This window comes from Corynebacterium sp. HMSC05C01 (genome assembly GCF_001807155.1).
GTDB classification, from domain to species: domain Bacteria; phylum Actinomycetota; class Actinomycetes; order Mycobacteriales; family Mycobacteriaceae; genus Corynebacterium; species Corynebacterium coyleae.
On the sequence record NZ_KV787956.1, the window covers coordinates 6,386 to 28,871 of the forward strand.

At 63.4% G+C, this 22,486-nt stretch carries 14 protein-coding genes; 11 read left to right on the forward strand and 3 right to left on the reverse strand.

The genetic code is table 11. The features are described from left to right. The 7 genes from HMPREF3145_RS06415 to HMPREF3145_RS06445 form a co-directional block, all read left to right on the forward strand. The coding region (locus HMPREF3145_RS06415; RefSeq protein WP_141740831.1) for a putative Ig domain-containing protein at window positions 1–3,325 on the forward strand (3,325 nt) is incomplete at its 5' end. Between the two features lie 255 nt (window positions 3,326–3,580). Further along, window positions 3,581–4,264, forward strand: a complete 684-nt coding sequence (locus tag HMPREF3145_RS06420; protein WP_070422429.1) for a hypothetical protein — start codon at window positions 3,581–3,583, stop codon at window positions 4,262–4,264. A 307-nt stretch (window positions 4,265–4,571) separates the two neighbouring features. Next, a complete protein-coding gene (locus HMPREF3145_RS06425; RefSeq protein WP_070422430.1) occupies window positions 4,572–5,639 on the forward strand; it encodes an ATP-grasp domain-containing protein in 1,068 nt (355 codons plus the stop codon). A gap of 79 nt (window positions 5,640–5,718) precedes the next feature. Continuing rightward, entirely contained in the window at window positions 5,719–7,065 is a 1,347-nt protein-coding gene (gene pta, locus HMPREF3145_RS06430) for a phosphate acetyltransferase (RefSeq protein ID WP_070422431.1), read from the forward strand. Next, a complete protein-coding gene (locus tag HMPREF3145_RS06435) occupies window positions 7,066–8,268 on the forward strand; it encodes an acetate kinase (protein ID WP_070422432.1) in 1,203 nt (400 codons plus the stop codon). Window positions 8,269–8,367: 99 nt separating this feature from the next. Further along, window positions 8,368–11,625 (forward strand): YPDG domain-containing protein, encoded by a 3,258-nt coding sequence (locus tag HMPREF3145_RS06440; RefSeq protein ID WP_070422433.1) that lies wholly within the window; start codon window positions 8,368–8,370, stop codon window positions 11,623–11,625. Between the two features lie 6 nt (window positions 11,626–11,631). Next, window positions 11,632–14,067, forward strand: a complete 2,436-nt coding sequence (locus tag HMPREF3145_RS06445) for a hypothetical protein (protein ID WP_070422434.1) — start codon at window positions 11,632–11,634, stop codon at window positions 14,065–14,067. A gap of 161 nt (window positions 14,068–14,228) precedes the next feature. On the opposite strand, the gene HMPREF3145_RS06450 is transcribed toward HMPREF3145_RS06445, so the two are convergent. Genes HMPREF3145_RS06450 through HMPREF3145_RS06460 form a run of 3 tightly spaced genes read right to left on the reverse strand, consistent with a single transcriptional unit; the run spans window position 14,229 to window position 19,085 of the window. Further along, window positions 14,229–16,637, reverse strand: a complete 2,409-nt coding sequence (locus HMPREF3145_RS06450; protein WP_070422435.1) for a serine/threonine protein kinase — start codon at window positions 16,635–16,637, stop codon at window positions 14,229–14,231. After that, complete coding sequence (locus tag HMPREF3145_RS06455; protein ID WP_246817528.1) at window positions 16,630–17,691, reverse strand: glutamate ABC transporter substrate-binding protein; 1,062 nt, start codon at window positions 17,689–17,691, stop codon at window positions 16,630–16,632. The genes HMPREF3145_RS06450 and HMPREF3145_RS06455 overlap by 8 nt, the downstream gene beginning before the upstream one ends. Beyond that, window positions 17,688–19,085, reverse strand: a complete 1,398-nt coding sequence (locus tag HMPREF3145_RS06460) for a hypothetical protein (RefSeq protein ID WP_083279425.1) — start codon at window positions 19,083–19,085, stop codon at window positions 17,688–17,690. The genes HMPREF3145_RS06455 and HMPREF3145_RS06460 overlap by 4 nt, the downstream gene beginning before the upstream one ends. A gap of 42 nt (window positions 19,086–19,127) precedes the next feature. Between HMPREF3145_RS06460 and HMPREF3145_RS06465 the strand changes: the two genes are divergently transcribed. The 4 genes from HMPREF3145_RS06465 (at window position 19,128) to HMPREF3145_RS11485 (ending at window position 22,410) form a co-directional block, all read left to right on the forward strand. After that, window positions 19,128–19,607 (forward strand): NUDIX hydrolase, encoded by a 480-nt coding sequence (locus HMPREF3145_RS06465; RefSeq protein WP_070422437.1) that lies wholly within the window; start codon window positions 19,128–19,130, stop codon window positions 19,605–19,607. Further along, window positions 19,600–20,523 (forward strand): ABC transporter ATP-binding protein, encoded by a 924-nt coding sequence (locus tag HMPREF3145_RS06470; RefSeq protein ID WP_070422438.1) that lies wholly within the window; start codon window positions 19,600–19,602, stop codon window positions 20,521–20,523. The genes HMPREF3145_RS06465 and HMPREF3145_RS06470 overlap by 8 nt, the downstream gene beginning before the upstream one ends. Further along, entirely contained in the window at window positions 20,516–21,247 is a 732-nt protein-coding gene (locus HMPREF3145_RS06475) for an ABC transporter permease (protein WP_070422439.1), read from the forward strand. The genes HMPREF3145_RS06470 and HMPREF3145_RS06475 overlap by 8 nt, the downstream gene beginning before the upstream one ends. Window positions 21,248–21,498: 251 nt before the next feature. Beyond that, window positions 21,499–22,410, forward strand: a complete 912-nt coding sequence (locus tag HMPREF3145_RS11485; RefSeq protein ID WP_168162452.1) for an endonuclease domain-containing protein — start codon at window positions 21,499–21,501, stop codon at window positions 22,408–22,410. Window positions 22,411–22,486 lie beyond the last annotated feature (76 nt).

Here is a 22,486-nt window from a genome sequence, read left to right on the forward strand (position 1 = left end):
GGCTCCTGAAGATCTGAAGGAGACCACGGTTTACACCGCTGCTGTAGTCAGCGTTGATCCGGTGTCGAAGAAGCCTTCTGACCGGTGGGAGATTGCAGACTCCTTTACTGCGGTTGTGCCTGAGCAGTTGCCGCTGGGCTCCACGGGTGAAGAGTACCCAGACAACGACGTAACGCCGTTGTTCAAGGAGAAGCTGGATGAGGGGGCTAAGCCGACCTACTCTGCCGATAATCTGCCTGATGGTCTCGAAATTGACCCCGAGACCGGCAAGATCACCGGCACCCCAACCAAGCCTGGTACCACCGAAGTGACCGTAACCCGTGAGGTTGAGGTCGAGGTTGAAAAGTATGTTCCTGTGCTTGATGAGCAGGGTAATCCGGTCTACGAGAACCCGGACGAGGAAGATCCGGAAAAGCGTGTCGAAAAGACCGAACCGAAGAAGGTTACTGAGAAGCAGTACGAGCGCGTAATCACCAAGATCACGGTGACGGACACCAAGCTGGCCGACGGTTTCGTCGGTGAGCCGTACGAGCAGGAAGTCAAGCCGGAAGGTTTTGACAAGCTGCCGCAAGGCTTCGAGCTGAAGAAGGACTCCATCAAGGTTGAGGGTCTTCCGGCCGGTTTGGAGTACAAGGACGGCAAGATCACTGGTACGCCGACCGAGAAGGTTGAGGCTTCTGAAGAGAAGCCGAATGTGACCGTGACTTACACCTTGGTTGATCAGGACGGCAACGAGACTGAACACACCGACATGGTCCCGCTGTCTGTTGGAGTTAAGACCACGGTTGATTCCTCTGGTGTGAAGCCGGTTGATCCGACCGATCAGGAGCAGGACACCGGTATCAAGGTCACCAATCCGGACAATGACACCAAGGTCTCGGCCAAGGATGAGGACGGCAATGACGTCCCGGTTAAGATCGACGAGGACGGCAACGTTGTTGTCACTCCGGGCAAGGGGGTTGACGGCCCGATCACGGTGACCATTGAGGATCCGGATCTGCCGGAGGGCAAGGTCGAGGTTGAGGTTCCGGTCAACGGTCACGAGAAGGGCAAGGACGACAACGGTTCCGAGACACAGCCGGGTGTTAAGACCACGGTTGATGATTCGAATGTGACCCCGGTTGATCCGACCGATCAGGAGCAGAGCACCGGTATCAAGGTGACCAACCCGGATGAGGACACCAAGGTCTCGGCGAAGGATGAGGACGGCAATGACGTCCCGGTCAAGATCGACGAAAACGGCAACGTTGTTGTCACCCCGGGGGAGAACGTGGATGGTCCGATCGACGTGACCATCACCGATCCTGACCTGCCGGATGGCAAGGTCGAGGTTGAGGTTCCGGTCAACGGCCACGAGAAGGACAAGGACGACAACGGTTCCGAGAAGACCACGGTTGATGATTCGAATGTGACTCCGGTTGATCCGACCGATCAGGAGCAGGACACCGGTATCAAGGTCACTAACCCGGATGAGGACACCAAGGTTTCCGCGAAGGATGAGGACGGCAAGGACATCCCTGTCGAGATTGACGAGGATGGCAACGTCATCGTCACCCCGGGTGAGAACGTTGATGGTCCGATAGACGTGACCATCACCGATCCTGACCTGCCGGATGGCAAGGTCGAGGTTGAGGTTCCGGTCAACGGCCACGAGAAGGGCAAGGACGACAACGGTTCCGAGGCTTCCGACGACAAGACCACCGTTGACGAGACTGGCAAGAACCCAGTTGAGCCGACGGATGAGAAGCAGGGCACTGGCGTCGTCGTCGAGAATGAAGACGACGAGACCAAGGTCACCGCGAAGGATGAGGACGGCAAGGATATCCCTGTCGTAATCAATCCGGACACTGGTGAAGTTGAGGTCACCCCGGGTGAGGACGTCGACGGTCCGATCAACGTGACCATCGAAGACCCAGATCTGCCGAACAGCAAGGTCGAGGTCGAGATCGACGTCAACGGCCACGAGAAGAACCGCGACGACAACGGTTCGGATCCTGCCAACGAGGACGGCACCAAGGTTGATGGTTCCAACATCACCCCGGTGGACCCGACCGACGAGCAGCAGGACACCGGCATCAAGGTCACCAACCCGGACAATGACACCAAGGTCACGGCCAAGGACGAGGACGGCAACGACGTCCCGGTAGAGATCGACGAGAACGGCAACGTTGTCGTCACCCCGGGCAAGAACGTTGACGGACCGATCACGGTGACCATCGAAGACCCAGACCTGCCGAACAGCAAGGCTGAGTTCGAGGTTCCGGTCAACGGCCACGAGAAGGGCCGCGACGACAACGGTTCCGACGCCTCCGGCAAGACCACGGTTGATCAGAACGACAAGAAGTCTGTCGATCCGACGGATGAGAAGCAGGGCACCGGTGTCAAGGTGACCAACCCGGACAATGACACCAAGGTCTCCGCGAAGGATGAGGACGGCAAGGACGTCCCTGTCGAAATCGATCCGAACACCGGCGAGATCGTTGTCACCCCGGGCAAGGACGTTGATGGTCCGATCACCGTAACGGTTGAAGACGAGGATCTGCCGGAGGGCAAGACCGAGGTTGAGGTTCCGGTCAACGGTCACGAGAAGGGTCGCGACGACAACGGTTCCGGCGCGTCCGACGACAAGACCACTGTCTCCCCGGGCAAGAGCACGGTCACGCCGAACGGCAAGGGCCAGAACGTTGGCAAGGTTGATCAGGGTAACTCTGACAAGAAGGGTGAACTGACGGGTGAGCTCGTCGATAAGGATGGCAACCTGATCAAGGGCGCCAAGGTCACCATTGACAAGGATGGCAACATCATTGTCTCCGTCCCGAAGGGCACCCCGGCCGGCGAGGCTTGGGTCGTCGTTAAGGAAGACGGCAAGGAGATCCACCGCTTCAAGATCCAGATCGGTGAAACCATCGACACCGGCAAGTGTGTCGCAACCTCTGTCGGGTTCGGTCTGCCGCTGATCGCACTGCTGCCGCTTGGTCTGGCAACCCAGATCGAGATCCCGGGTCTGTCCGATTTCGCCGCACAGGCGAACGCACAGATCCAGAACGCCAACACGCAGCTGCAGCAGCAGCTGGGCATCTTCAACCCGCAGCTCGCTGCACAGGTTGAGGGTCTGAACAAGCAGCTGGGGCAGTACGGCACCGACATTGCGACGGTCGCCGGTGGTCTGGCTCTGATCGCCGCTGGCATCCTCGCCGGCACGATCATCTACGACAACTGCACCCCAGGTGGTGGCTCTTCCGTGAAGGACCTGGAACTGAAGGGTTCTTCCGGCAAGACCTACGCCGGCTCTTCCAAGGAGGAGAAGGCACAGCCGAAGAAGTAATTCGGTAGCCCAACGCCTTCAATGAAGGCGCCTTCCTCGAAACGCCGTTGCCCCGCTCACCAACCCGGTGGGCGGGGCAACGGCGTTTGGTGCTGTGATTGTCCTTACTTTAATTAAGCGGGTGTCCGATTGGTCGTGTATCGCAAGGCAACTGAGCGAGCTAGGAAATGACAGAAAAGCGTGACATTGGACAACTTGCACTGCCTGTAGGCTATCTAGCCAATAAATCTAGAAGTAAGATAACAAGGATGTCCCGTGGAGAAACGTGCCCTCGAGGCTGCCTACAGAAACCTCAATGAGGATCATTACGTCCTCTATGTGGATGAAACATATAACCGGCCAGAAGAAAACCTCGGCCGTTCCTTTTATTTGATTTGCGGGGTCCTAATTAGTGCCAGGTTCTTGGATGCCACTCGAGAGGACATACGTGAGATTGTTGATGGAGGATACTGGCACACTACGGAAGCATTGCAGAGTGCCGAGGGGCGGCAAAAGGCTGAGGGGCTGCTCACATACTGCAATGATGTCGGCGACCAACATATTTTTGCCTACAAAAAGGACTTGACTCAAATAGGTGAGGAAAATGAGGTGTCGGTTGCTCAAGCGCGTGATGATTGCTTAAAGGCGTTGTTAGTAGCCGTCCAGCAGAATTACCCTGGAACCCGGCTTGTCGTGATGGAAAAACGACAAAGGCACACGGAAAATGATGCTGACCGTCGTCTGATAAAACACTTACGCTCTGTCGGTGCAATATCGCGCTATACGCAGGTTCTTCATGAATCGCCCAAGGAAGAACATCTGCTGTGGCTCCCCGACCTTTCGGCCATGGCCCTCCGGCGTTCAAAAACGCACCATGACCGGACCGGGCTTTATTTCAAGCTTTATCTTGAAGACCATTCGTTCGTTATTGATCTAGATAAGAAAGTTGAAAATGAATGATCCCGCCGGCCAGCAGCTCGACGGGATCTGGGCGGTTCGCTGTCCCCAGAAACTTCTGGCGAGGGCGTCGCCTCTGTCTAGAGGATAGCCTGACGCTATATGTATTTTCTATTACGGACGCAAGGGTCGTTTGACCAGTGCGAACGATCGACTATGGCGGTTTTCGTACCCCATGTTGGGGGTGGATTATGTCTTGGGGGACTCAGTGGGGACTCAGTCGTGAAGTGTCGAGCGGATTTATTGAGCCTCTTTTTGCACGTGTTCTTGGCTACCTGCGCGACATATAAGTGTGGGACAATCTGGCGTTATGACTGTTCCATCTTCTGCACAGCGTCGCGCGCTGATCCTTGGCACGTCGCCGATGGCCCGCGAGCTTGAGCAGGCGTACCAGCGCCTCGGGTGTGAAACCCAGATTGGTGCGGTGGCGCTGGCCGACGAGTTCCACCCGGACATCATTGTGACCACGGGGGATTCGTCGGACACGCTCGAAGAGGTTGAGGTGGCGGCGGAGGCTGCCGGGGCGGCGGTGGCGCCGTCGACAAGCGCATGCCGCCGTACTGCGGACCGCATGGCGGTGCGCACCCAGGCGAGCGAGGAACTGGGCTTGCCCACGCTGGATTGTGAGTTTGTGACCACGCCGCAGGAAATGCAGGACGCGGTGGAGCGCCTCGGGTTTCCGTGTGTGGTGAAGTCGCCGAAATCCCGCGACGGGCAGGGATTTTCCACGGTGCACAGCAACGCCGACCTTGCGGAGGCCTGGAGTATCGCCTCGGAAGGGGAGGGCGACGGTGTGGTGGTGGAGCGCTACATCGACTTTGATTTTGAGGCCACGATCCTCGCGGCGCGCTCCATCGACCCGAACACGGGCGAGTTGGCTACGTGGTTCTGCGAGCCGATTGGCACCCGCCACCGCGAGGGCAAACTGGTGGAGGCGTGGCAGCCTGCGCCGATGCCGGAGGCCGCGATGGACAACGCGCGCTCGATTGCCGCGCGCATCATGGGTGGGCTTGCAAGTTGCGGCGTGTACTCCATTGAGCTGTTTGTCTCTGGCGACGATGTCTACTTCTCCCAAGTCACCCCACGCCCGAGCCGTGATGGGTTGGTCACGCTTGCCACGCAGCGCGTCAATCAGTTTGATCTGCAGGCGCGTGCGACGCAGGAGTTGCCCATCGATTCGACGCTGGTCAGCCCCGGTGCCGTGCGCTTCCTGCCGGGCGTAACCCCCTCGTTGGGGGCTATCGCCGCCGCGATGGAGGTGGAGGAGACCACAGTGCGCATGTTCGGCCCGGATGTGTTGATTCTTTCCACCGCGGATTCGGCCGCGGAGGCGCGTGTGCGTACCGACGACGCAGCACGCGCCATGAAGAAGATGTAGGTCACACCATATAGTGTCTCGCCGTGTCGGCAGTGCCGGTAAACTATGCACTGTTTGCCCCACAACGAAAGGTGAGACAATGTCCCAGACCCTGCTTGTAACCCTTGCAAACCGCACCTTCGAGGGTGTGGATCTGCAACAGCTCGCCGGCCGTCTCGGCCTCGAACTGGTGCGCGCCGAAGGCGACAGCGTGGCGGAGATCTTCAACTCCGGCGCACTGTTCGGCGGCGCGAAACTGATCCAGGGCACTGGTGACTACAACTTTGACGCCGAGCTCGCCGCAGCGCTTGGTGTGCCCGTGGTGCTGATTACTGGCGACGACACCACCGCCACCCTGGCCAAGCGCCGCGTGGAGGAGTTCGGGGCGGTTGTGGTGTCGTCGATTAGCGGTGGCGAAGTGGACACCTTCGAACCCGCTGCTGTCGAGGCCAAGCAGGTCATGAGCCCCATCGTGTTCGAGCATCAGCTGCTGGAGCAGGCCAAGGCCGCAGACTCCCATGTGGTGCTGCCGGAGGGTGAAGACGACCGCATTCTGCAGGCCGCCGATCAGCTGCTGCGCCAGGGGATTGCGGAGATCACAATTCTTGGCGATGTTGACGACATGAACCGCCGCGCCGCCGACCTCGGCCTGGACCTGAGCGGCGCGAACCTGCTCAACCACCTCGAATCCGACCTGCTCGAGGAGTTCGCCGCCGACTTTGCGGAGCTGCGCAAGAAGAAGGGCGTGACGCTCGAGGAGGCCCGCGAGACCATGAAGGACGTCTCCTACTTTGGCACCATGATGGTGTACAAGGGCCTGGCAGACGGCATGGTCTCCGGCGCTGCGCACACCACTGCGCACACGATTAAGCCGTCGTTCCAGATCATCAAAACCGCCCCGGGTGCGTCCGTGGTGTCCTCGATCTTCCTCATGGTCATGCAGGACCGCCTCTGGGCATTCGGCGACTGCGCCGTGAACCCGAACCCGACCGCCGAGCAGATCGGCGAGATCGCCGCCGTGTCCGCCAAGACCGCCGCCCAGTTCGGCATTGATCCGAAGGTGGCCATCCTGTCCTACTCCACCGGCTCCTCCGGTGCGGGCCCGGACGTGGAGCGCGCCGTTGAGGCCACCGCGAAAGCGAAGGAACTCGCCCCGGACGTTGCCATCGACGGCCCGCTGCAGTTCGACGCCGCCTGCGACCCGGGCGTGGGCGCGAAGAAGGCCCCCGACTCCCCGGTAGCGGGCCAGGCTAACGTGTTCATCTTCCCCGACCTGGAGGCCGGCAACGCGGGCTACAAGATCGCTCAGCGCACCGCTGGCGCCCTCGCCGTCGGCCCAGTGCTGCAAGGCCTGAATAAACCGGTCAATGATTTGTCCCGCGGCGCCACCGTGCCAGATATCGTGAACACCGTAGCTATCACCGCGATTCAGGCAGGGGCGAAGTAAATGTCTTACGTACTGGTTATCAACTCCGGCTCGTCCTCGATCAAGTTCCAGATCGTCGACCCGACCTCCGACGCATCGGCAGACCCGTTCGTCTCGGGTCTTGTTGAGCAGATCGGTGAGCCCCAGGGCCGCATCACCATCAAGTACGACGGCCAGAAGCACGTCGTACAAAAGGCCGTGCCCTCTCACGCGTCCGGTTTGCAGGAGACGTTCAAACTTCTCGACGCCAAAGGCGTCGGCCCGACCCAACTCGACATCGTCGCCGCAGGCCACCGTGTTGTCCACGGCGGCATGGTGTTCTCCGAGCCGGAGCTGATCCTGGACCCGGTCGTGGACATGATCCGGGACCTCATCCCGCTGGCGCCGCTGCACAACCCGGCCAACATCGATGGCATCGAGGTCGCCCGCGAGTTGCTGCCGGACATCCCGCACGTCGCCGTGTTCGACACCGGCTTCTTCCGCGACCTGCCCCCGGCCGCCGCGCTGTACGCCATCAACGCTGAGGTCTCCGAGCGCAACCTGATCCGCCGCTACGGCTTCCACGGCACCTCACACGAGTTCGTGTCCTCCCAGGTGCCGGAACTCATCGGCCGCGACCCGGCGCACACCCGTCAGATCGTGCTCCACCTGGGCAACGGCGCTTCCGCTTCCGCGGTTGCCAACGGCCACCCGATCGACACCTCCATGGGCATGACGCCGCTGGCCGGCCTGGTCATGGGTACCCGCTCCGGCGATATCGACCCGGGCATCATCTTCCACCTGGTGCGTCAAAGTGGCATGACTATCGACGAGATCGACAACCTCCTCAACCGCCAATCCGGCGTCAAGGGCCTGTCGGGCGTCAACGACTTCCGCGAACTGCGCGCCATGATCGAAAACGAGGACGAAAACGCCTGGTTGGCCTACAACGTGTATCTCAACCAGCTGCGCCGCTTCATCGGTTCCTACATGATCGCGCTTGGCCGCGTGGACGCCATTACGTTCACCGCCGGTGTTGGCGAGAACGATAAGTTTGTTCGCATGGATTCGCTGGACAACCTGAAGCACTACGGCATCGAGATCGATCCGGCGAAGAACGATTTGCCTAACGGCGGCCCACGTATCATCTCCACCGACGACTCCACCGTGAAGGTTCTCGTCGTGCCTACCAACGAGGAGTTGGCCATCGCGCAGAAGGCCGCCGCCGTCGCCGCACGGGTATAAAAGCAAAATGTTGTAACAACTTACCCTAAGCCGATATATTGACGTGTAGTAACAACGCCCGCATTGCGGGCTGAACATACCGTCAAAGGGGATGGGCAGATGGCCGAGCAGCACCGCAACGTTTCCAGTGTGCGCCGACGTGGAACCTCAATCGCAGCATGTGCCATCGGCCTGTCGCTCATCGCAGGCGCGGTGCAACCGGTGCAGGCGGCCGAAACTACGAAACCCACGGAGACCACGGAACCCGCACCGGAGCCGGTTGCAGACCCGGCGAATCCCCCCGAGGTCGACGAGGGGTGGTCTGGCGTCTCCTACCCAGCGGCTAAGGTGCGCCTTGGCCAGACCACCTCCACGGAGGTGGTGCTCGGTTTCCTCGAGTCGTACATCAACAAGCCGGTGCACTACCGCTTTGAACATCCCGATGCCGTCAACCCGGCCTGGGGTGCTGAGATCGACGGCGATTCGGGCACCGTGACCATCACCCCGGATCCGTCCAAGGCTGAAGAGCTGCCGGATGAAGAGACCATCAACATCATGGCGGTGTACAAGGACGGCGACCACAAGATCGTGCCGTTCGACATCGTGCTTTCTGCGGACCCGTACTTCATGCGGGTCGAGGACCGCACCTTCTGGGCGCACAAGCGCATCAAGCCGGTCCCCGTTCGCGCGCTGCGGGTTCCCGATGGCGCCACATTGACTATCGACGACTCCACCCTCCCCGAAGGCATCACCGCCGACACCTCCCGCGCCAAGGGCCGTTTCCAGAACGTGTACCTCAAGGGCACCCCGACCACCCCGGGCACCTACAACGTCACTGCGCGCGTGCTGGGCGAGGACGGCAGTCCGCTCGTTGATACCGCAGGCAACGTCGTCACCTCCATGTTCACTATCACCGTCAAGGACACCTCGGAGCTTCCTGAGCCTGTCCGGGAGAAGCTGACCACCCCGCCGGACGGCACCGTCCGGCCCGGTGAGAAGTTGGAGATCCCCGTCGACACCGAAAACGCCTCCTCCGTGGACGTCCAGGGCCTGCCGGACGGTGTGATTTACGACGAGGAAAACAGCGTCATCACCGGTACCCCCAAGGAGCCGGGCGACTACGACGTGGTCGTGGAGGTCATCACCGAAGACGACAGGTTGTTGGAGGAGCACCTTGAGATCTCGGTGTCCGTGGCTGACGGCTTCGCGTGGCATCCAATCACGGTGCGCGCTGGTGAGGATGTAGAGGCTGCGCCGTCGAGGGTGCCGTCGACAAGCATGGGCATCCGCGCCGCCGACGATGCGCCCGAGTGGGTTACCGTTGGCGTCGACGGCGTGATCAAGGCAGTCCCGCCGCGCGACCTGGCCCCGGGGGAGTACAAGTTTGGCGTGATTACCGACGACGGCACGCGCAGCACCGTCACTATCGACGTCCAACCCCCGAACACCGACGCCTCCCGCTACTGGCCCGAGTACCGCCCGGGCTACCTGCGCTACGGCGAGACCGGCAACAACAGCGCACCGACCGCGACGCTGAACGAGGGCGGCCGCAGCTACCGCAACCAGCCGCTGCCTGCCGGCACGAAGTTCGAGATTCTGGGTGATTCCACGGGCCTTGAAATGGACAAGGCCACCGGCGTGATCACGGTGACAAAGCCACGCACCGAAAACTTCGACGTCCGCGTGCGGATCACATTCCCGGATGACACCATCGCGGAGCGTTATGCGAAGTTCATCGTGGATCCCGCCCCGCACAACGTCACCTACCAGCCCGCCTACGAGCAGAACAAGGGCGCGCAGCCAGGCAAGACGGTGCTCATCCGCCAGATTGGCAAGATGCCTGAGGACGCGGAGTACGTGCTGGCCACCCCGCACACCGAACTCGAGGGCTGGGATGTTGCCGTCGAACTAGACTCCGGCCTGATTCGCGCGACCGCGCCGAAGGACAACGCCAAGCCGATCGAGGTGCAGGTCCGCGCGCTGTACTCCGACGGCACCATCGACGACGTGCCGCCGAGCGAAGGCGAGCCCAGCGCCAACCGCGAAGGCGGCGAGGCTGCCGCCGTGCGTATCGACGCCCTCACCGGCTCCACCCTCGCCGACGGCGTCCGCAGCCTGGAGTACAAGCCGGTATTCGACGCCGAAGGCAACATCAGGATCACCCCCACCGGCTCCGTGCCGGAAGGCACGAAGTTCGAGGCAGACGGCCTGACCACGCTGCCGGTAGAGCTTGACGAGAACACCGGTGAGATCACGATCAAGGTGCCAACCGACGCACCGGCCGACGCACCCTTCGACGTACCGATCAAACTGACACTGCCGGACGGCTCCACCCAGGAGGTCGTCGTACCGGTGACCACCCGCTCCGAAGCCAAAGGCAAGGCCGTGTCGTGGGCGCCGCTGAAACTCACCGAGGGCGGCGACCCGACCACCAAACTGCCCACCGCTGCACCGGAGGGGGCGCGGTACGGGCTGGCGGCGTCGTTTAGCGAGCCCGGCTGGCGCGTCCATGTCGACGAAACCACCGGCGCCATCACCGCCGCCATCGACGGCGGCATGGCGGCGAGGAGCAACGCGCTGGCCACCCTGATCCCGATCGTGGTCACGTTCACCGACGGCTCCCAACGCATCGTCGAGGTCCCGGCCACCGCCGTGCGTGGCGAGGCCGCCCTCACCGGCATCGAATACCTCGGCGGCAACGTCCGCGCAGGCGCGGAACGTGTACTGACCCCCACCAAGCACAAGGGATCCTTCTCCCTGGTCACCCCGGTGGAGGGGCTGCACACCGCCATCGACCCGGAAAACGGCGTGCTCACCGTCAAGGCCACCCCAGATACCCTGCCCGGCATCCGCGAGGTGCCCGTGCGTATTAGCTTCAGCGACGGCTCGGAACTGTTCACCTCCGCGCCCGTCCAGGTGCTCACCGCCAACGGTGCAACCACCCTGGCCAAAGACGCGAAGCTGGAGAACATGCTGGTCAAAGGCACCGCTGGCGAGACCTCCCGCTTCGCCCTGACGCGCCCGGAGACCGCCATCGACCACCCGTTCTCGCTCGGCCAAACCGAATCCGACGGCTGGACCTTCGGCATCGACCACGCCACCGGCGAACTCACCGCCAGTATCCCCGCAGGCGCGGAGGGCCATGCGAAGGCCGTGCCGGTGTTCGTCGAATACCTCGACGGGTCCCGTGGCAAGTTCACGGTGACGGTGGAGGCGACACGAGCGGTGGAGTCGTCGACAAGCAGTAGCTCCGTAGACACCCACGCGATAGGCTGGATCGCCGGGCTGCTTGCCATCCTCGGCCTCATCGGGGCAGCCAACTACGCCCTGTACGAAAACCGAGAGTTTTACCAACAATTCCTAGTCTGGTGGAAGTAGGAGAACATGCGAGTACACAAGAAAGTCGCCGCCGCCGCGGTTGCCGCGAGCCTCGGTGCAGGGCTCGTAGTGCCAATACAGGCAGGCGCCGTCATTGAGCAGACGCGTCCCTTCTCCGTCGACGCGAAAACCGGCGCATTCGAAGGCTTCCAAACCGTCGAAGCCAACAAGGGCCGCGTCAGCTGGCTGACCTACAACAACCCCACCTACGGCAGCCTGCCCACCGCCCTCTACATCGACGCGTTTAACGACGGCACCCGCGTCCAATACGTCGGCAACGACACCGACGTCAAAACCTCCAGCAAAAACGGCGTAGACACCATCACGCTCACGCACACCAAAAACGGCGTCGAGCTCACCCGCACCTTCACCGTCACCGCCAAAGAAGTCACCGTCAACGTCGTCGCACGCAACGTCACCGACGCACCGAGCCCCCTGGCCATCGACCTCACCGCCGGCATGATGTCCTACGACTACGAACTCACCGCCACCCCCAAAAACAACGGGTACGAGGTCTCCGTCGGCGGACGCTACAACGTGCACACGCTTTTCGACGACCCCACCACCACCGCAACCGGCGACACCCTCAACAACGCGCTCGCCGGCGCCAACAACGCCAGCCGTTTCCAAACCGGCAAATGGGAAAACACCGTCGCACCAGGCGAAACCCTCGAAGCCACCGTCACCTTCCAAGGCACCGCCAGCGAAGCGCTAAAAGACACCGACGGCGACGGCTTCCCCGACGAATGGGAACGCAACGGCTTCACCTCCGCCGACGGCAAAGAATTCCCACTCCACCGCTGGGGCGCCGACCCCACGCGCCCAGACCTGTTCCTCCAACTCAACTGGATGAAATCCGAATGGGAATCCCTGGGCTGCTCCGACAAGCGCAAGTACGCGCCCACCGAAGAAGACTTTGACAAGTTCCAGGAATGCGCCAATGCGAACACCAACGTGTACCGCCCCTCGCGCCAAACGCTGAACGACCTCGTCGACCTCTTCGACAAAGAGGGCTACAACCTGCACATCGACGCCGGCGTCTACTACAACAACATCCCCGGCCTCGAACCCCACGGCGGGCCAACCGAGGACTACGCGGAGTACTACTTCGCCGGCGAAAACCCGGCAGTCAGGATGATCAAGGACCGCGACCGCCTGCTCGGCGACCGCAAAAACATCTTCCGCGTCGGTGTCATCGGCGACAGCCAAGCCGCAGACAACCCGTCCTCCGGCAACGCCCTACTTGCCGACGGCGCCTTCTACATCGCCAAAAACGAACGCATGACCTCGCAGGAACAACTCCGCAACACCATCCTGCACGAGTTCGGCCACAACCTCGGCCTGACCCACTCGGGCTCGTCGAAAGTAAAGCGCCCCGACAGCGAGTACGTCCCGCACTACGAATCGGTCATGAACTACATCTACCAGTTCAGCGTGTTCAACTACTCCAAAGAAACCGCCACGCCCGACAGCACAAAGCCGCTGCCGGCCAAGTGCACCGACGGCTCCGTCGACTGCTTCAAGGGCAACTACAGCATCGCCCCCGACTGGGACAACCTCGACCTGGTCAACGGCGAAATCCGCAAGGCCACCGGCACCTCCGGCGTCGCCGACGAGGACCCCGACGAATCCGGCCACACCCACCCCTCCGTGAGCCAACTCGTCGCCCTGTCCGCCGAACGCAACAACGGCAAGGCGGGCCTGCGCATGCTCAGCCTGAAGGACAACCCGTCCTACATCGTGGCTAATCGTTACGACTCCCGCGTCAACGTCGAACTCTCCAACCTCGGCATCGACCTGCACAAATTCACCCTCCAGGTGAACTACCCCGGCGGCGACTTCCGCAGGGAATACCCAGTCGAAGGCGCCCTGACCGAAAACGCAGCCCTGCCCATCGAAGTACCGATCACCAACACCATCGGCTACGACGAAGCCGAAATGCCGATCCAGTTCCGCGTCTTCAACGAGGAAGGCCTGCTTGTCGAGGACCAAACCGTCAACTTCTCCGTCCTCAACTACTCCGCCAAGGACATGCAAGACCTCATCGCCGACCTGGAGAAAACCAACCCGGAAAAGGCCGACCAGGTCCGCGACATCCTGGCCAAGCCCGACCCGTCCAAGCCGACCCTGACCCAGGCCCCGCCGATCCCAACCGCCACCAACCTGCCGGTCCTGCCCGGCCAGCGCGACCCGGCGATCACCTCCCTGGGCCCGAAGCCGACCACGCCGCGGCCAACCAAGCCTTCCAAGACGGTCTACACCACCCCGACCGGGACCAAACCGACCTCCACCGTCGAGCCGCAGGCCTCCGGCAGCTCTGGCAGCTCTAGCGGCTCCGGAAGCGGCTCTAGCTCCTCGCCGGGTGCGATCGTCGGCATCATCATCGCGGTCCTGGCGGTGCTGGGCCTCGGCGGTGCCGCGGCCGCCTACATGAACCGCTAGCCACGCGCCAGGGCGCCCGGCCCCCGGCCTCGCGCCCCCGGCCCGTGGACCCAAACGGCGCATCCTACACGGTGCATTTCGTCGAAAATCAGCGAAATATGCCGTGTAGGATGCGCCGTTTAGCTTTTGACCGGCCCCACCGGCCCCACCAGCCACCACCCTCAGAACCAGGTGGCGGGGCGGACCTTGTTCGCCATGTCCACAAGCGCGTAGCGGTGCTGGGCGTAGGGGGCGACGCGGGCCTGGGCGCGCAGGGTTTGGGCGAGGCCGTGGCGGATTTCGCGTTCGGTGAAGGAGTATTCGAAAAGGGTGGGGGTGTTGGCGGAGCCTTCGGTGACCAGGTAGTGCAGGGCGGCGTCGAGGACGGCGGTCTTGATCTGCAGGAAGCGCGGCTCGGTGGTGGGGATCTGGTCGAGGCGGGCGGCGGCCTCCCGGATTTGCGCTTCGGTGGGGTCGGCGCCGGTGCCTGCGACGGGCAGGACCAGGTAGAGGATGGCGGTGAGTTGGGCCATGCGGGAGTGGCGCGAGGCGTTGGGCACCTTGTCTAGGGCCCGCAACGCCAAATCGGTTTCCCCTTCGCGCATGAGCATGCGGGCGAGTCCGAAGGCGGAGGAGACGGTGGTGGGGTTGGTGAGCCACACCAGGGAGTACAGCCGGATCGCGTGGAAGCGTAGCGCGCCGGGTTCGAGGGCGGTGACGGTCCAGGTGGGGTCCATTTGGCCGTTTTCCACCATGGCGCGAAGCACGGTGGTGGGGACGTTGGAGAGGGGGTGTTCGAGGTTGGTGGCGGTGCGGGCGAGGGAGTCGTCGATAAGCGATTGCTCTTGGAGGCCTCGCTCTTGCAGCAACAACTCGGAGACGGCGGCGAGCGCGAGTTTGGGGGCGGCTTCGCCGGGGAGTTGGTTGAGCACTTCGGAGAAGGAGCGGGTGGCGGTGGGGAAGTCGCCGAGCAGCATTTCTACGACGCCGGAGTACCACGAGAAGCGCCAGGTGTCGCCGAAGCGGTCCTGGAGGGTGAGCAGCCAGGAGCGGGCTTGGGAGGTGAGGCCGAGGTCGATCATGGTGCGCACCACGCCGAACGGGATTTCCACGGAGTGTTCGTATTGCGGGGTGGTCATGGCTTGGCGCAGGGTTTCCAGGGTTTCGCGCGGTTCGGCGTAGGAGGAGCCTTGGAGCATGGCGGCGCCGACGTCGTCACGGTTGATCAGCGGCGAGGGCAGGGCGGCGACGACTTCTTGTGGGGTGATGTCGACGGTGCGGGAGATGCCGTCGATGAGTTGGTCGGTGCGGAACACCAGGTGTTTGGTGCCAAAGGTGCGGCGTTGCGGGGAGAAGAGGGAGTGTTGGGCGGGGTAGGTGCGGCCGTCGTGAACCGCCACGACCTCGCGTAGTACGCCGAGGAGCTGGCTTTCCAGTTCGGAGACGCTATCGAACCGCCGGGCGGGGTCTTCGTTGCAGCAGCGCGCGAGCAGCCGGTACAGGGAGGTGTACTGGCGGAAGAGTGGCTCGTCGGTGGGCGTGGGCAGGCTGGGGTCGTAGATGCCGTCGGTTTGCGGCAGGTCCACCACGAGCGAGGCGAGTGTGCGCCCGACCGTGTAAATATCGGACGCGATCGACGGGCCTTCCGTGGCCACCTCGGGCGCCTGGAACCCCTTCGTGCCGTAAATAAACCCATACGCGCCGATGCCGGACACCGCGCCCATGTCGATGAGTTTGACCTGGTCTTCGGTGACAATGATGTTGTCGGGCTTCAGGTCGTTGTACACCACCCCGCGCGAGTGCAGATAATCCAGCGCGGGCAGTACTTCCAGGATGTAGGCGATGGCGATGTCAGGTTCGAGCACTCCGCTTGGCGACGAATTCCTTCTCGCCCGGAGCGACGGCCCACCCACGTACTCCATGACGGTGAAGCCCCCGGGGACGCGGGGGTCGTCGATAAAGTTGAAGATCTTCACAATCCCGGGGTGGGTGATGTCCGCCAGGAACTCGCGCTCCGCCTCGGCGGCCGCGGCCTCGTCGGGGTTGTCGGTGGAGTGCAGGCCCTTGAGCACCACCACGCGCCCGGCCACGTAGTGGTCCTGCGCAAGGTAGATCCAGCCCATGCCGCCGTGCGCGATCACGCCGGTGATCTCGTACTGGCCAGCTACGATGTCGCCGGGGTGCAGCACCGGCGGCGCAATGCCCTTCTTCACCACGGCTGGCTCCGGGTCGATCAGCGCCTCGCGTGGTTCGGTTGGCTCCACCCACGGCAGCTCCACCATGCCGTCGGCGATGATGCGGCTGGCGCGCCGGGTGCCGCGGCGCTCGCGGAAGGTGTCCAGCGCAGCTTGGCGCGAGCGTTGCGACGTATCCTCGCGCCCCGACCCCTTACGCAACTTGTCCAGGTCTTTGAGCAGCCCGGCCATTTCGCCGAGGCCGGCGTATGCGGCGTCGGAGTCGTCGTCAAGATCGTCATCGTCCGCGAACGGGTCGAAGGCGACGGCTTCGGTGCCTGGTTCATCATCTGCGAAGGGGTCGAACGCGACCGCTTCGGTGGGCTGGACGTCGTCGTGGTCGTGTGGCTTAGCCATCGTTGTCCTCCTTCCGGTACCGCAGCGGCGGCGGTGAGGATTCAGCTATAGACCCGCCGAGCCAGGTGTTGTAGAGGGTGTACCAGGAGCCGTCATTGCGCATCCGTTCCAGGGTGGCGTTGACCTGGCGCACCAGATCGTCCTGGCCCTTGGCCACGCCGACGCCGTAGTACTGGGTGGCAAACGCGCCGTCCAGAATGGTCGTGTGGGGGTCCTGCGCGGCCAGCCCGGCGAGGATCGCATCATCCGCCACGATCGCCTCCGCCCTAAACTGCTGCACCGCCATCAGGCAATCCGACCAGGAGCGGGTGCGCAAAATGTTCGAATCCGGCACGTAGGTTTTGGCGATACGCAGCAGGTTTGTCCCGTCGACGATGCAGGCGGTGCGCTCGGCGAGGTCCTCCAAGCTATTCACGTCGCGGTCCTTGGGCACGAGCACTCTTACCGACGACGTCAGGTACGGCGTAGAAAACTCAATCACCTCAGCCCGCTCGGGCGTAATCGACATCGTCCGGATAATGATGTCCACCTCACCCGAGTTGAGCGCCTCCGTGCGGGCCGCCGAATCGACGAAGCGGAAATCGACGCGCAGGTCCTGGTCATCCTCGAAGATGTCGTGGGCGATCGCCCGGGCCAGGTCCACCTCGAGCCCGCGCAACTTGCCGGAGTCCGTGTCGCGGTAGGACAGCAGGTACAAAGACTGGTCGATGCCGACGATGATGCGGCCGCGCTGGCGGATGCGCTCCACGTTCGGCTTCGGGGCCTCCTCCTCAGCACCGTCCGCTTCACTTCCAGCGCCCCCGCGCGGGTCCAACGACCCCTCCCACTCGAACTCGTCCGGCGTGAACGGGTCCGCCGGGGGACCGGCCGCCGGGTCCAACTGGGCGCCCGGCGGCAGCGGCACCATCTCGCGGGTCGGCGACGGCGTTTCGATCGTCGCCGATACCTTCCCCTCATGCCCCTCACCGCCGGCGCACGCCACCAACGACGGCACCGCAAGCGTCGCCACCGCACACGCCGCAACCACACGCGAGCCGAACCGAGCGCGCATCATAGGTACTCACCCAACCTGCGGCGGATGCCCCACCAGATACACACCACTGCCAGCACGGACAGTAGCGCCACGGCGGCGGAGACTCGCCGGGTCGCGTCCAACGACTCCGCAATGTAGAGCCGCGTGTTCTCCCTCGAGGACGCAATCAGTTCCGCCAGGGACCCGTCGAGGCCACGGAAGGAGGCCTCGCCGTCGGCGTCGCTACGCGTGCTCAGCAGCGCCGCGGCCTGGTCGTAACTGCCGGAGTTCAGCGCCCCGACCAGTTCGGCGTGTTCGTTGGACCAAGCGTTGAGGTGGGAGCGGGAGTCGTCGATAAGCTGCTTGTTCATGCCGTAATCCTCCGCCGTATGCACCGCGCCGGCGACCGACGAGTAGGTCTCGGTGAAGTCGCGGGCGGACTGGGCGGCGGTTTCGCGGCGCAGCAACGCGAAGGTTTCGTCGGTGCGGGTCTCCAGGGCGTCGATGCGCGCCGCAGTGAGTTCCTCCCACGGCTGCGCCGCCCGCGCGTACGCCACGGAACCGGAGCGCCAGGACTGGAAGTTAGACACCCCGGCCCAACTGATCGCGATGAGCAGCGCCAGCGTGGCGGCAAGGAAGCCACGGTTGAAACGGCGGCGGAACGTCAGCCACAGCCACCACTGCGCCAGCAACAGGAACCCCAGCGCCGCCAGGAAGCCGGACAGGGTCACCCACTGCGGTTGGGATAGCCGGCGCATCTCGTCGGCAACGTCCTGGCGGGTGAGCGTGTTGATCTCTTGTGCCGCCGACAGCATCCGCGTACGCATAATCGCGCTGGCCTGCGACATGTACGCCACGCCCACCGGGTTGCCCATGCGTTGGTTCACCTGCGCCCGCGCGTTCAGGCCGCTGTAGACTGGCAGGTCGCGCTGGATGTTAATCACCAGGTCCTCGATCTCCCGGCTCGAGGCAGAATCGGCCTCCACCGCGCCCTTGTAAATCTCGGAGGCGGAACTGACCGCCTGGTCCAGCGCCGCAGTGTAGGTGCGCATGTCGTCCTCCGACATAGGCCCCGCCTGCACGTAGGACCCCGCGGCGATCGTATCCGCCCGCAGCAGCGACGTGGACAGCACGTGCGCCGCCGCACTCATCGGCTCCGTGGCATTCAGCACCGTGTCCAGCGACTGGTTGCGCAGCGACATGGACTGGCTCATGGACAGCCCGGCCGCCAGCATCGAGGTGGTCAGCACCACCATCACCACGATCAACTTGCCGGGCGTGGTCTGTAGAAACGCCTTCCCCCGGCGCCCCATCGCCATCGGCCGCACAAGCCGCCCCTGCAAGAAGCGGGCACGTTCGCGGCGCGGCTCCAGCTCATCGAGCCATGCGTCCGCGCTCGTCTCCTCCAGCCCCGCAGCCGAGGCCGTCGCCCGCATTACCATTCCGCAATAATAACCGCTTCCACCTACAGTGGGGGCATGCTTGGCGACGGAAACGGCTGGGTCACCGCACCCAACGGCACAAAATTCTGGGGTCTTCACGGGGCCGCTGGCCTCTTCCTTATCGCGGGGACCGGCGAAAACGCGCGTGTGCTGCTGCAACACCGCGCCGCCTGGACCGCCCAGGGCGACACGTGGGGTATCCCCGGCGGCGCGATCGATTCGCACGAAACCCCCGCCGAGGCCGCCATCCGCGAGTCGGTGGAGGAGTGTGCGATTGACCCCGGGGAGGTGGCGGTCGTCGATACGCTGCGCACTGCGGAGTTCCCCAACTGGTCCTACACAACAGTGCTCGCGCTTTGCGACGAACCCCTGCCCACCACCCCCAACGAAGAATCCGAAGAACTGCGCTGGGTACCCCTGGACACCCTGCGCGATTTTCCGCTGCACCCCGCCTTCGCCGCCTCCCTAGACACAGTGCTTGCGCGCGCGATGGTGCATACTAAACCGCATGATTGAAGTCCAAGGACTGACAAAACGCTACGGCTCCGTCCAAGCCGTCGATGACCTCACCTTCACGGTCAAACCCGGTGTGGTCACCGGCTTCCTCGGCCCCAACGGCGCCGGCAAATCCACCACCATGCGCATGATCCTGGGGCTGGATAAACCCACCTCGGGCCATTCGCTTATCGACGGCACCCCCTACCGCAACATCCCCAACCCCACCCGCAAAGTCGGCGCCCTCCTCGACGCCAAAGGGGTCCACCCCAACCGGTCCGCACGCGCCACCCTGCTCTGGCAAGCCCAGGCGGCCGGCATTGCGCGCAAGCGTGTCGACGAAGTCCTCGACCTCGTCGGCCTCACCGACGCCGCCGGCAAACGCGTCGGCGGATTCTCCCTCGGCATGGGCCAACGCCTCGGCATCGCCGCCGCACTGCTCGGCGACCCCGAATACCTCATCCTCGACGAACCCGTCAACGGCCTCGACCCCGCCGGCATCCGCTGGGTCCGCGGCCTACTGAAGTCCCTCGCCGCCGAGGGCCGCACCGTGCTCGTGTCCTCCCACCTCCTCGCCGAGATGGCCCAAACCGCCGACAACCTCATCATCATCGGCCGCGGCCGCCTCGTCGCCGACACCTCCGTCGCCGAATTCATCCGTAACAACTCCGGCGTGACCACCGTGGTGCGCGCCGCAGACACGCAAGCGCTCGAAGCGGCGTTGGGTGGGGTGCCGTTTAGGCGCGTCGTCGATAGTGAAGGGCGCGCGACACTCGAAATCGCCGACCGCACCTCCGACGACATCGGCGCCCTCGCCTTCGCCGCCGGCATCCAACTCGCCGAACTCACCGAACGCCGCGCCTCCCTCGAAGAGGCCTACATGCACAGCACCCAAGACCAAGCCCAGTACGTATCCGCGGAGGCCCCCAATGCATAACCTCATCCAAGCCGAGTGGACCAAACTGCGCACCACCGCATCCTTCTTCTGGACCACCGGCATCACCCTGGTCATCTCCGCCCTCTACGGCCTCCTATTCGGCTACGCCTCCCGCACCAGCGGCATGCCCTACGCGCCCCTGACCGTCATCGCATCCGTGGCCACCACCATCGCCATCATCGTGATCGTGCAGGCCGCCATGACCGTCACCACCGAATACCGCTACGGCATCCCCGCCACCAACTTCCGCGTCGTCGCCCAACGCTGGCAACTCGCCGTAGCGAAGGTGCTGCTCGGGGCCGTGTTGGCCGCTGTCGTGGCGCTGGTCGCGCTGGTGCTCGCCTTCATTCTTGGCGACCTCACCGCCTCCGTCCCCGCCAACTGGACCACCAACCCCGCCACCCAACGCGCCCTCTGGGCCGTCCCCCTCGGCATGGCGCTGATCACCATGTTCACCCAGGGCGTCGGCTGGCTGGTGCGCAACACCTCCGGCACCATCGTGGCCTGCATCAGCATGATGCTGCTGGTAGAAACCATCGTCGGCTTCATCCCGCGCTTCGGTGCCGACGTGGCCAAGTTCCTGCCCTTCGGCAACCTCACCTCCTTCATGGTCAACCAGCCCAACGGCCACTGGGGCCTCGGCGTATCGCTGCTGGTCTTCGCCGTGTGGGCGGTGGGGCTCTGGATCGCGGGCCTGGTGGCGCTCGAGTCCCGCGACGCGTAGGGGCTTGCGGGGCGGGTGCCGCCGGTGCCGCGTTGGCGCCGCCGCGCTGGCGCCGCGTTGGCGCCGCCACCCTGGTGCCGCGCTGGTGCCGCCACCCCGGCGCGCCACCTCCCGCAAACGGCGCATCCTACACGGCGCATTTCGTCGAAAATTAGCGAAATGTACCGTGCAGGATGCGCCGTTTAGCTTTGAGACACCCCGCGCCGCACCCTACTGCGCTACACTCAAGCGCGTCTCGGGGAGGGGGCAACATGATTAGACAAGATTTGGTGGGGAAACTAGTTGGACGCGGCAAGGCTGCTGAACAAGTTTGTGTGAAGCTGTCGTCGACAAGGTTTATCGCGCGCACGGAATGGATAAAACTGAAGCCCCACGAACAACAGTTCCTACGGTGCTGGGCAGCGGGGGCGGCGGCACACACGTCGATACTGGTGGGGCGTGCTGCGGCGTCGGCGCACGGAATGTGGGTCCTGCCCCGCACGTTTGAGGTGGAGATGGCAAACCCGAAGGGGCGCGTTCCCCGACACTCGCAGCGTCCTTCGGGCGTTACCTATCGACGAATCGTCGTACCAGGCATGGACATCACCGCGTTAGGCCAGAACGACGAGGTGAAACTCACGACCCCGGTGCGCACGGCAGTCGACATTGCTCGGTGGCACGGCGTGAAAGAAGGCGTGGTCGCGATGGACAGCCTGTTCTTCGGGAAACTCGACGTGTTCAAAGGCGGAGTCCACACTGAGCTGGAGGAAACCATCCACCGCCTTAGCGGCAACCGCGGCATTGAGCAGGCACGCGAGGCGTTTGGGCAATTGTCGATGCTGTCGGAGTCTCCGTATGAGACGCTCGTTCGCCTTCTGCTTCGGCGCGTCGGTGTCGTGGCGCAGGAGCAGATGCGCATCGGCAAATACCGGGTGGATTTGCTGTGGGGCCAGCTGGTCATTGAGGTCGACGGTGCCATCAAGTTTGAGGAGGATGCGTCACGTGCCGCTCAACAGCACATTCATCGTGAAAATCAGCTTCGGGAGGCCGGCTACTGGATCATCCGCATCACGCCTAAAGAAATATGGGCGGATGAGGAAAAGGTGCTTCACCGCATTGTTGCGGCAAAGCGTCGTTCGGAGCTCTTGGGCCCGGTGACGGTTGACGCGCTGCCCGCGTGGTGAGACACCAAACTTAGCCAAACGGCACATCTAACACGGCGCATTTCACCGAAAATTAGCGAAATGTACCGTGCAGGAT

Excerpts from the sequence above, each read along its gene's own strand:
- HMPREF3145_RS06425 (WP_070422430.1), top strand. The coding sequence starts at position 4,572 with ATGACTGTTCCATCTTCTGCACAGCGTCGCGCGCTGATCCTTGGCACG.
- pta (WP_070422431.1), top strand. The coding sequence starts at position 5,719 with ATGTCCCAGACCCTGCTTGTAACCCTTGCAAACCGCACCTTCGAGGGT.
- HMPREF3145_RS06435 (WP_070422432.1), top strand. The coding sequence starts at position 7,066 with ATGTCTTACGTACTGGTTATCAACTCCGGCTCGTCCTCGATCAAGTTC.
- HMPREF3145_RS06440 (WP_070422433.1), top strand. The coding sequence starts at position 8,368 with ATGGCCGAGCAGCACCGCAACGTTTCCAGTGTGCGCCGACGTGGAACC.
- HMPREF3145_RS06445 (WP_070422434.1), top strand. The coding sequence starts at position 11,632 with ATGCGAGTACACAAGAAAGTCGCCGCCGCCGCGGTTGCCGCGAGCCTC.
- HMPREF3145_RS06450 (WP_070422435.1), bottom strand. The coding sequence starts at position 16,637 with ATGGCTAAGCCACACGACCACGACGACGTCCAGCCCACCGAAGCGGTC.
- HMPREF3145_RS06455 (WP_246817528.1), bottom strand. The coding sequence starts at position 17,691 with ATGATGCGCGCTCGGTTCGGCTCGCGTGTGGTTGCGGCGTGTGCGGTG.
- HMPREF3145_RS06460 (WP_083279425.1), bottom strand. The coding sequence starts at position 19,085 with ATGCGGGCGACGGCCTCGGCTGCGGGGCTGGAGGAGACGAGCGCGGAC.
- HMPREF3145_RS06465 (WP_070422437.1), top strand. The coding sequence starts at position 19,128 with ATGCTTGGCGACGGAAACGGCTGGGTCACCGCACCCAACGGCACAAAA.
- HMPREF3145_RS06470 (WP_070422438.1), top strand. The coding sequence starts at position 19,600 with ATGATTGAAGTCCAAGGACTGACAAAACGCTACGGCTCCGTCCAAGCC.
- HMPREF3145_RS06475 (WP_070422439.1), top strand. The coding sequence starts at position 20,516 with ATGCATAACCTCATCCAAGCCGAGTGGACCAAACTGCGCACCACCGCA.
- HMPREF3145_RS11485 (WP_168162452.1), top strand. The coding sequence starts at position 21,499 with ATGATTAGACAAGATTTGGTGGGGAAACTAGTTGGACGCGGCAAGGCT.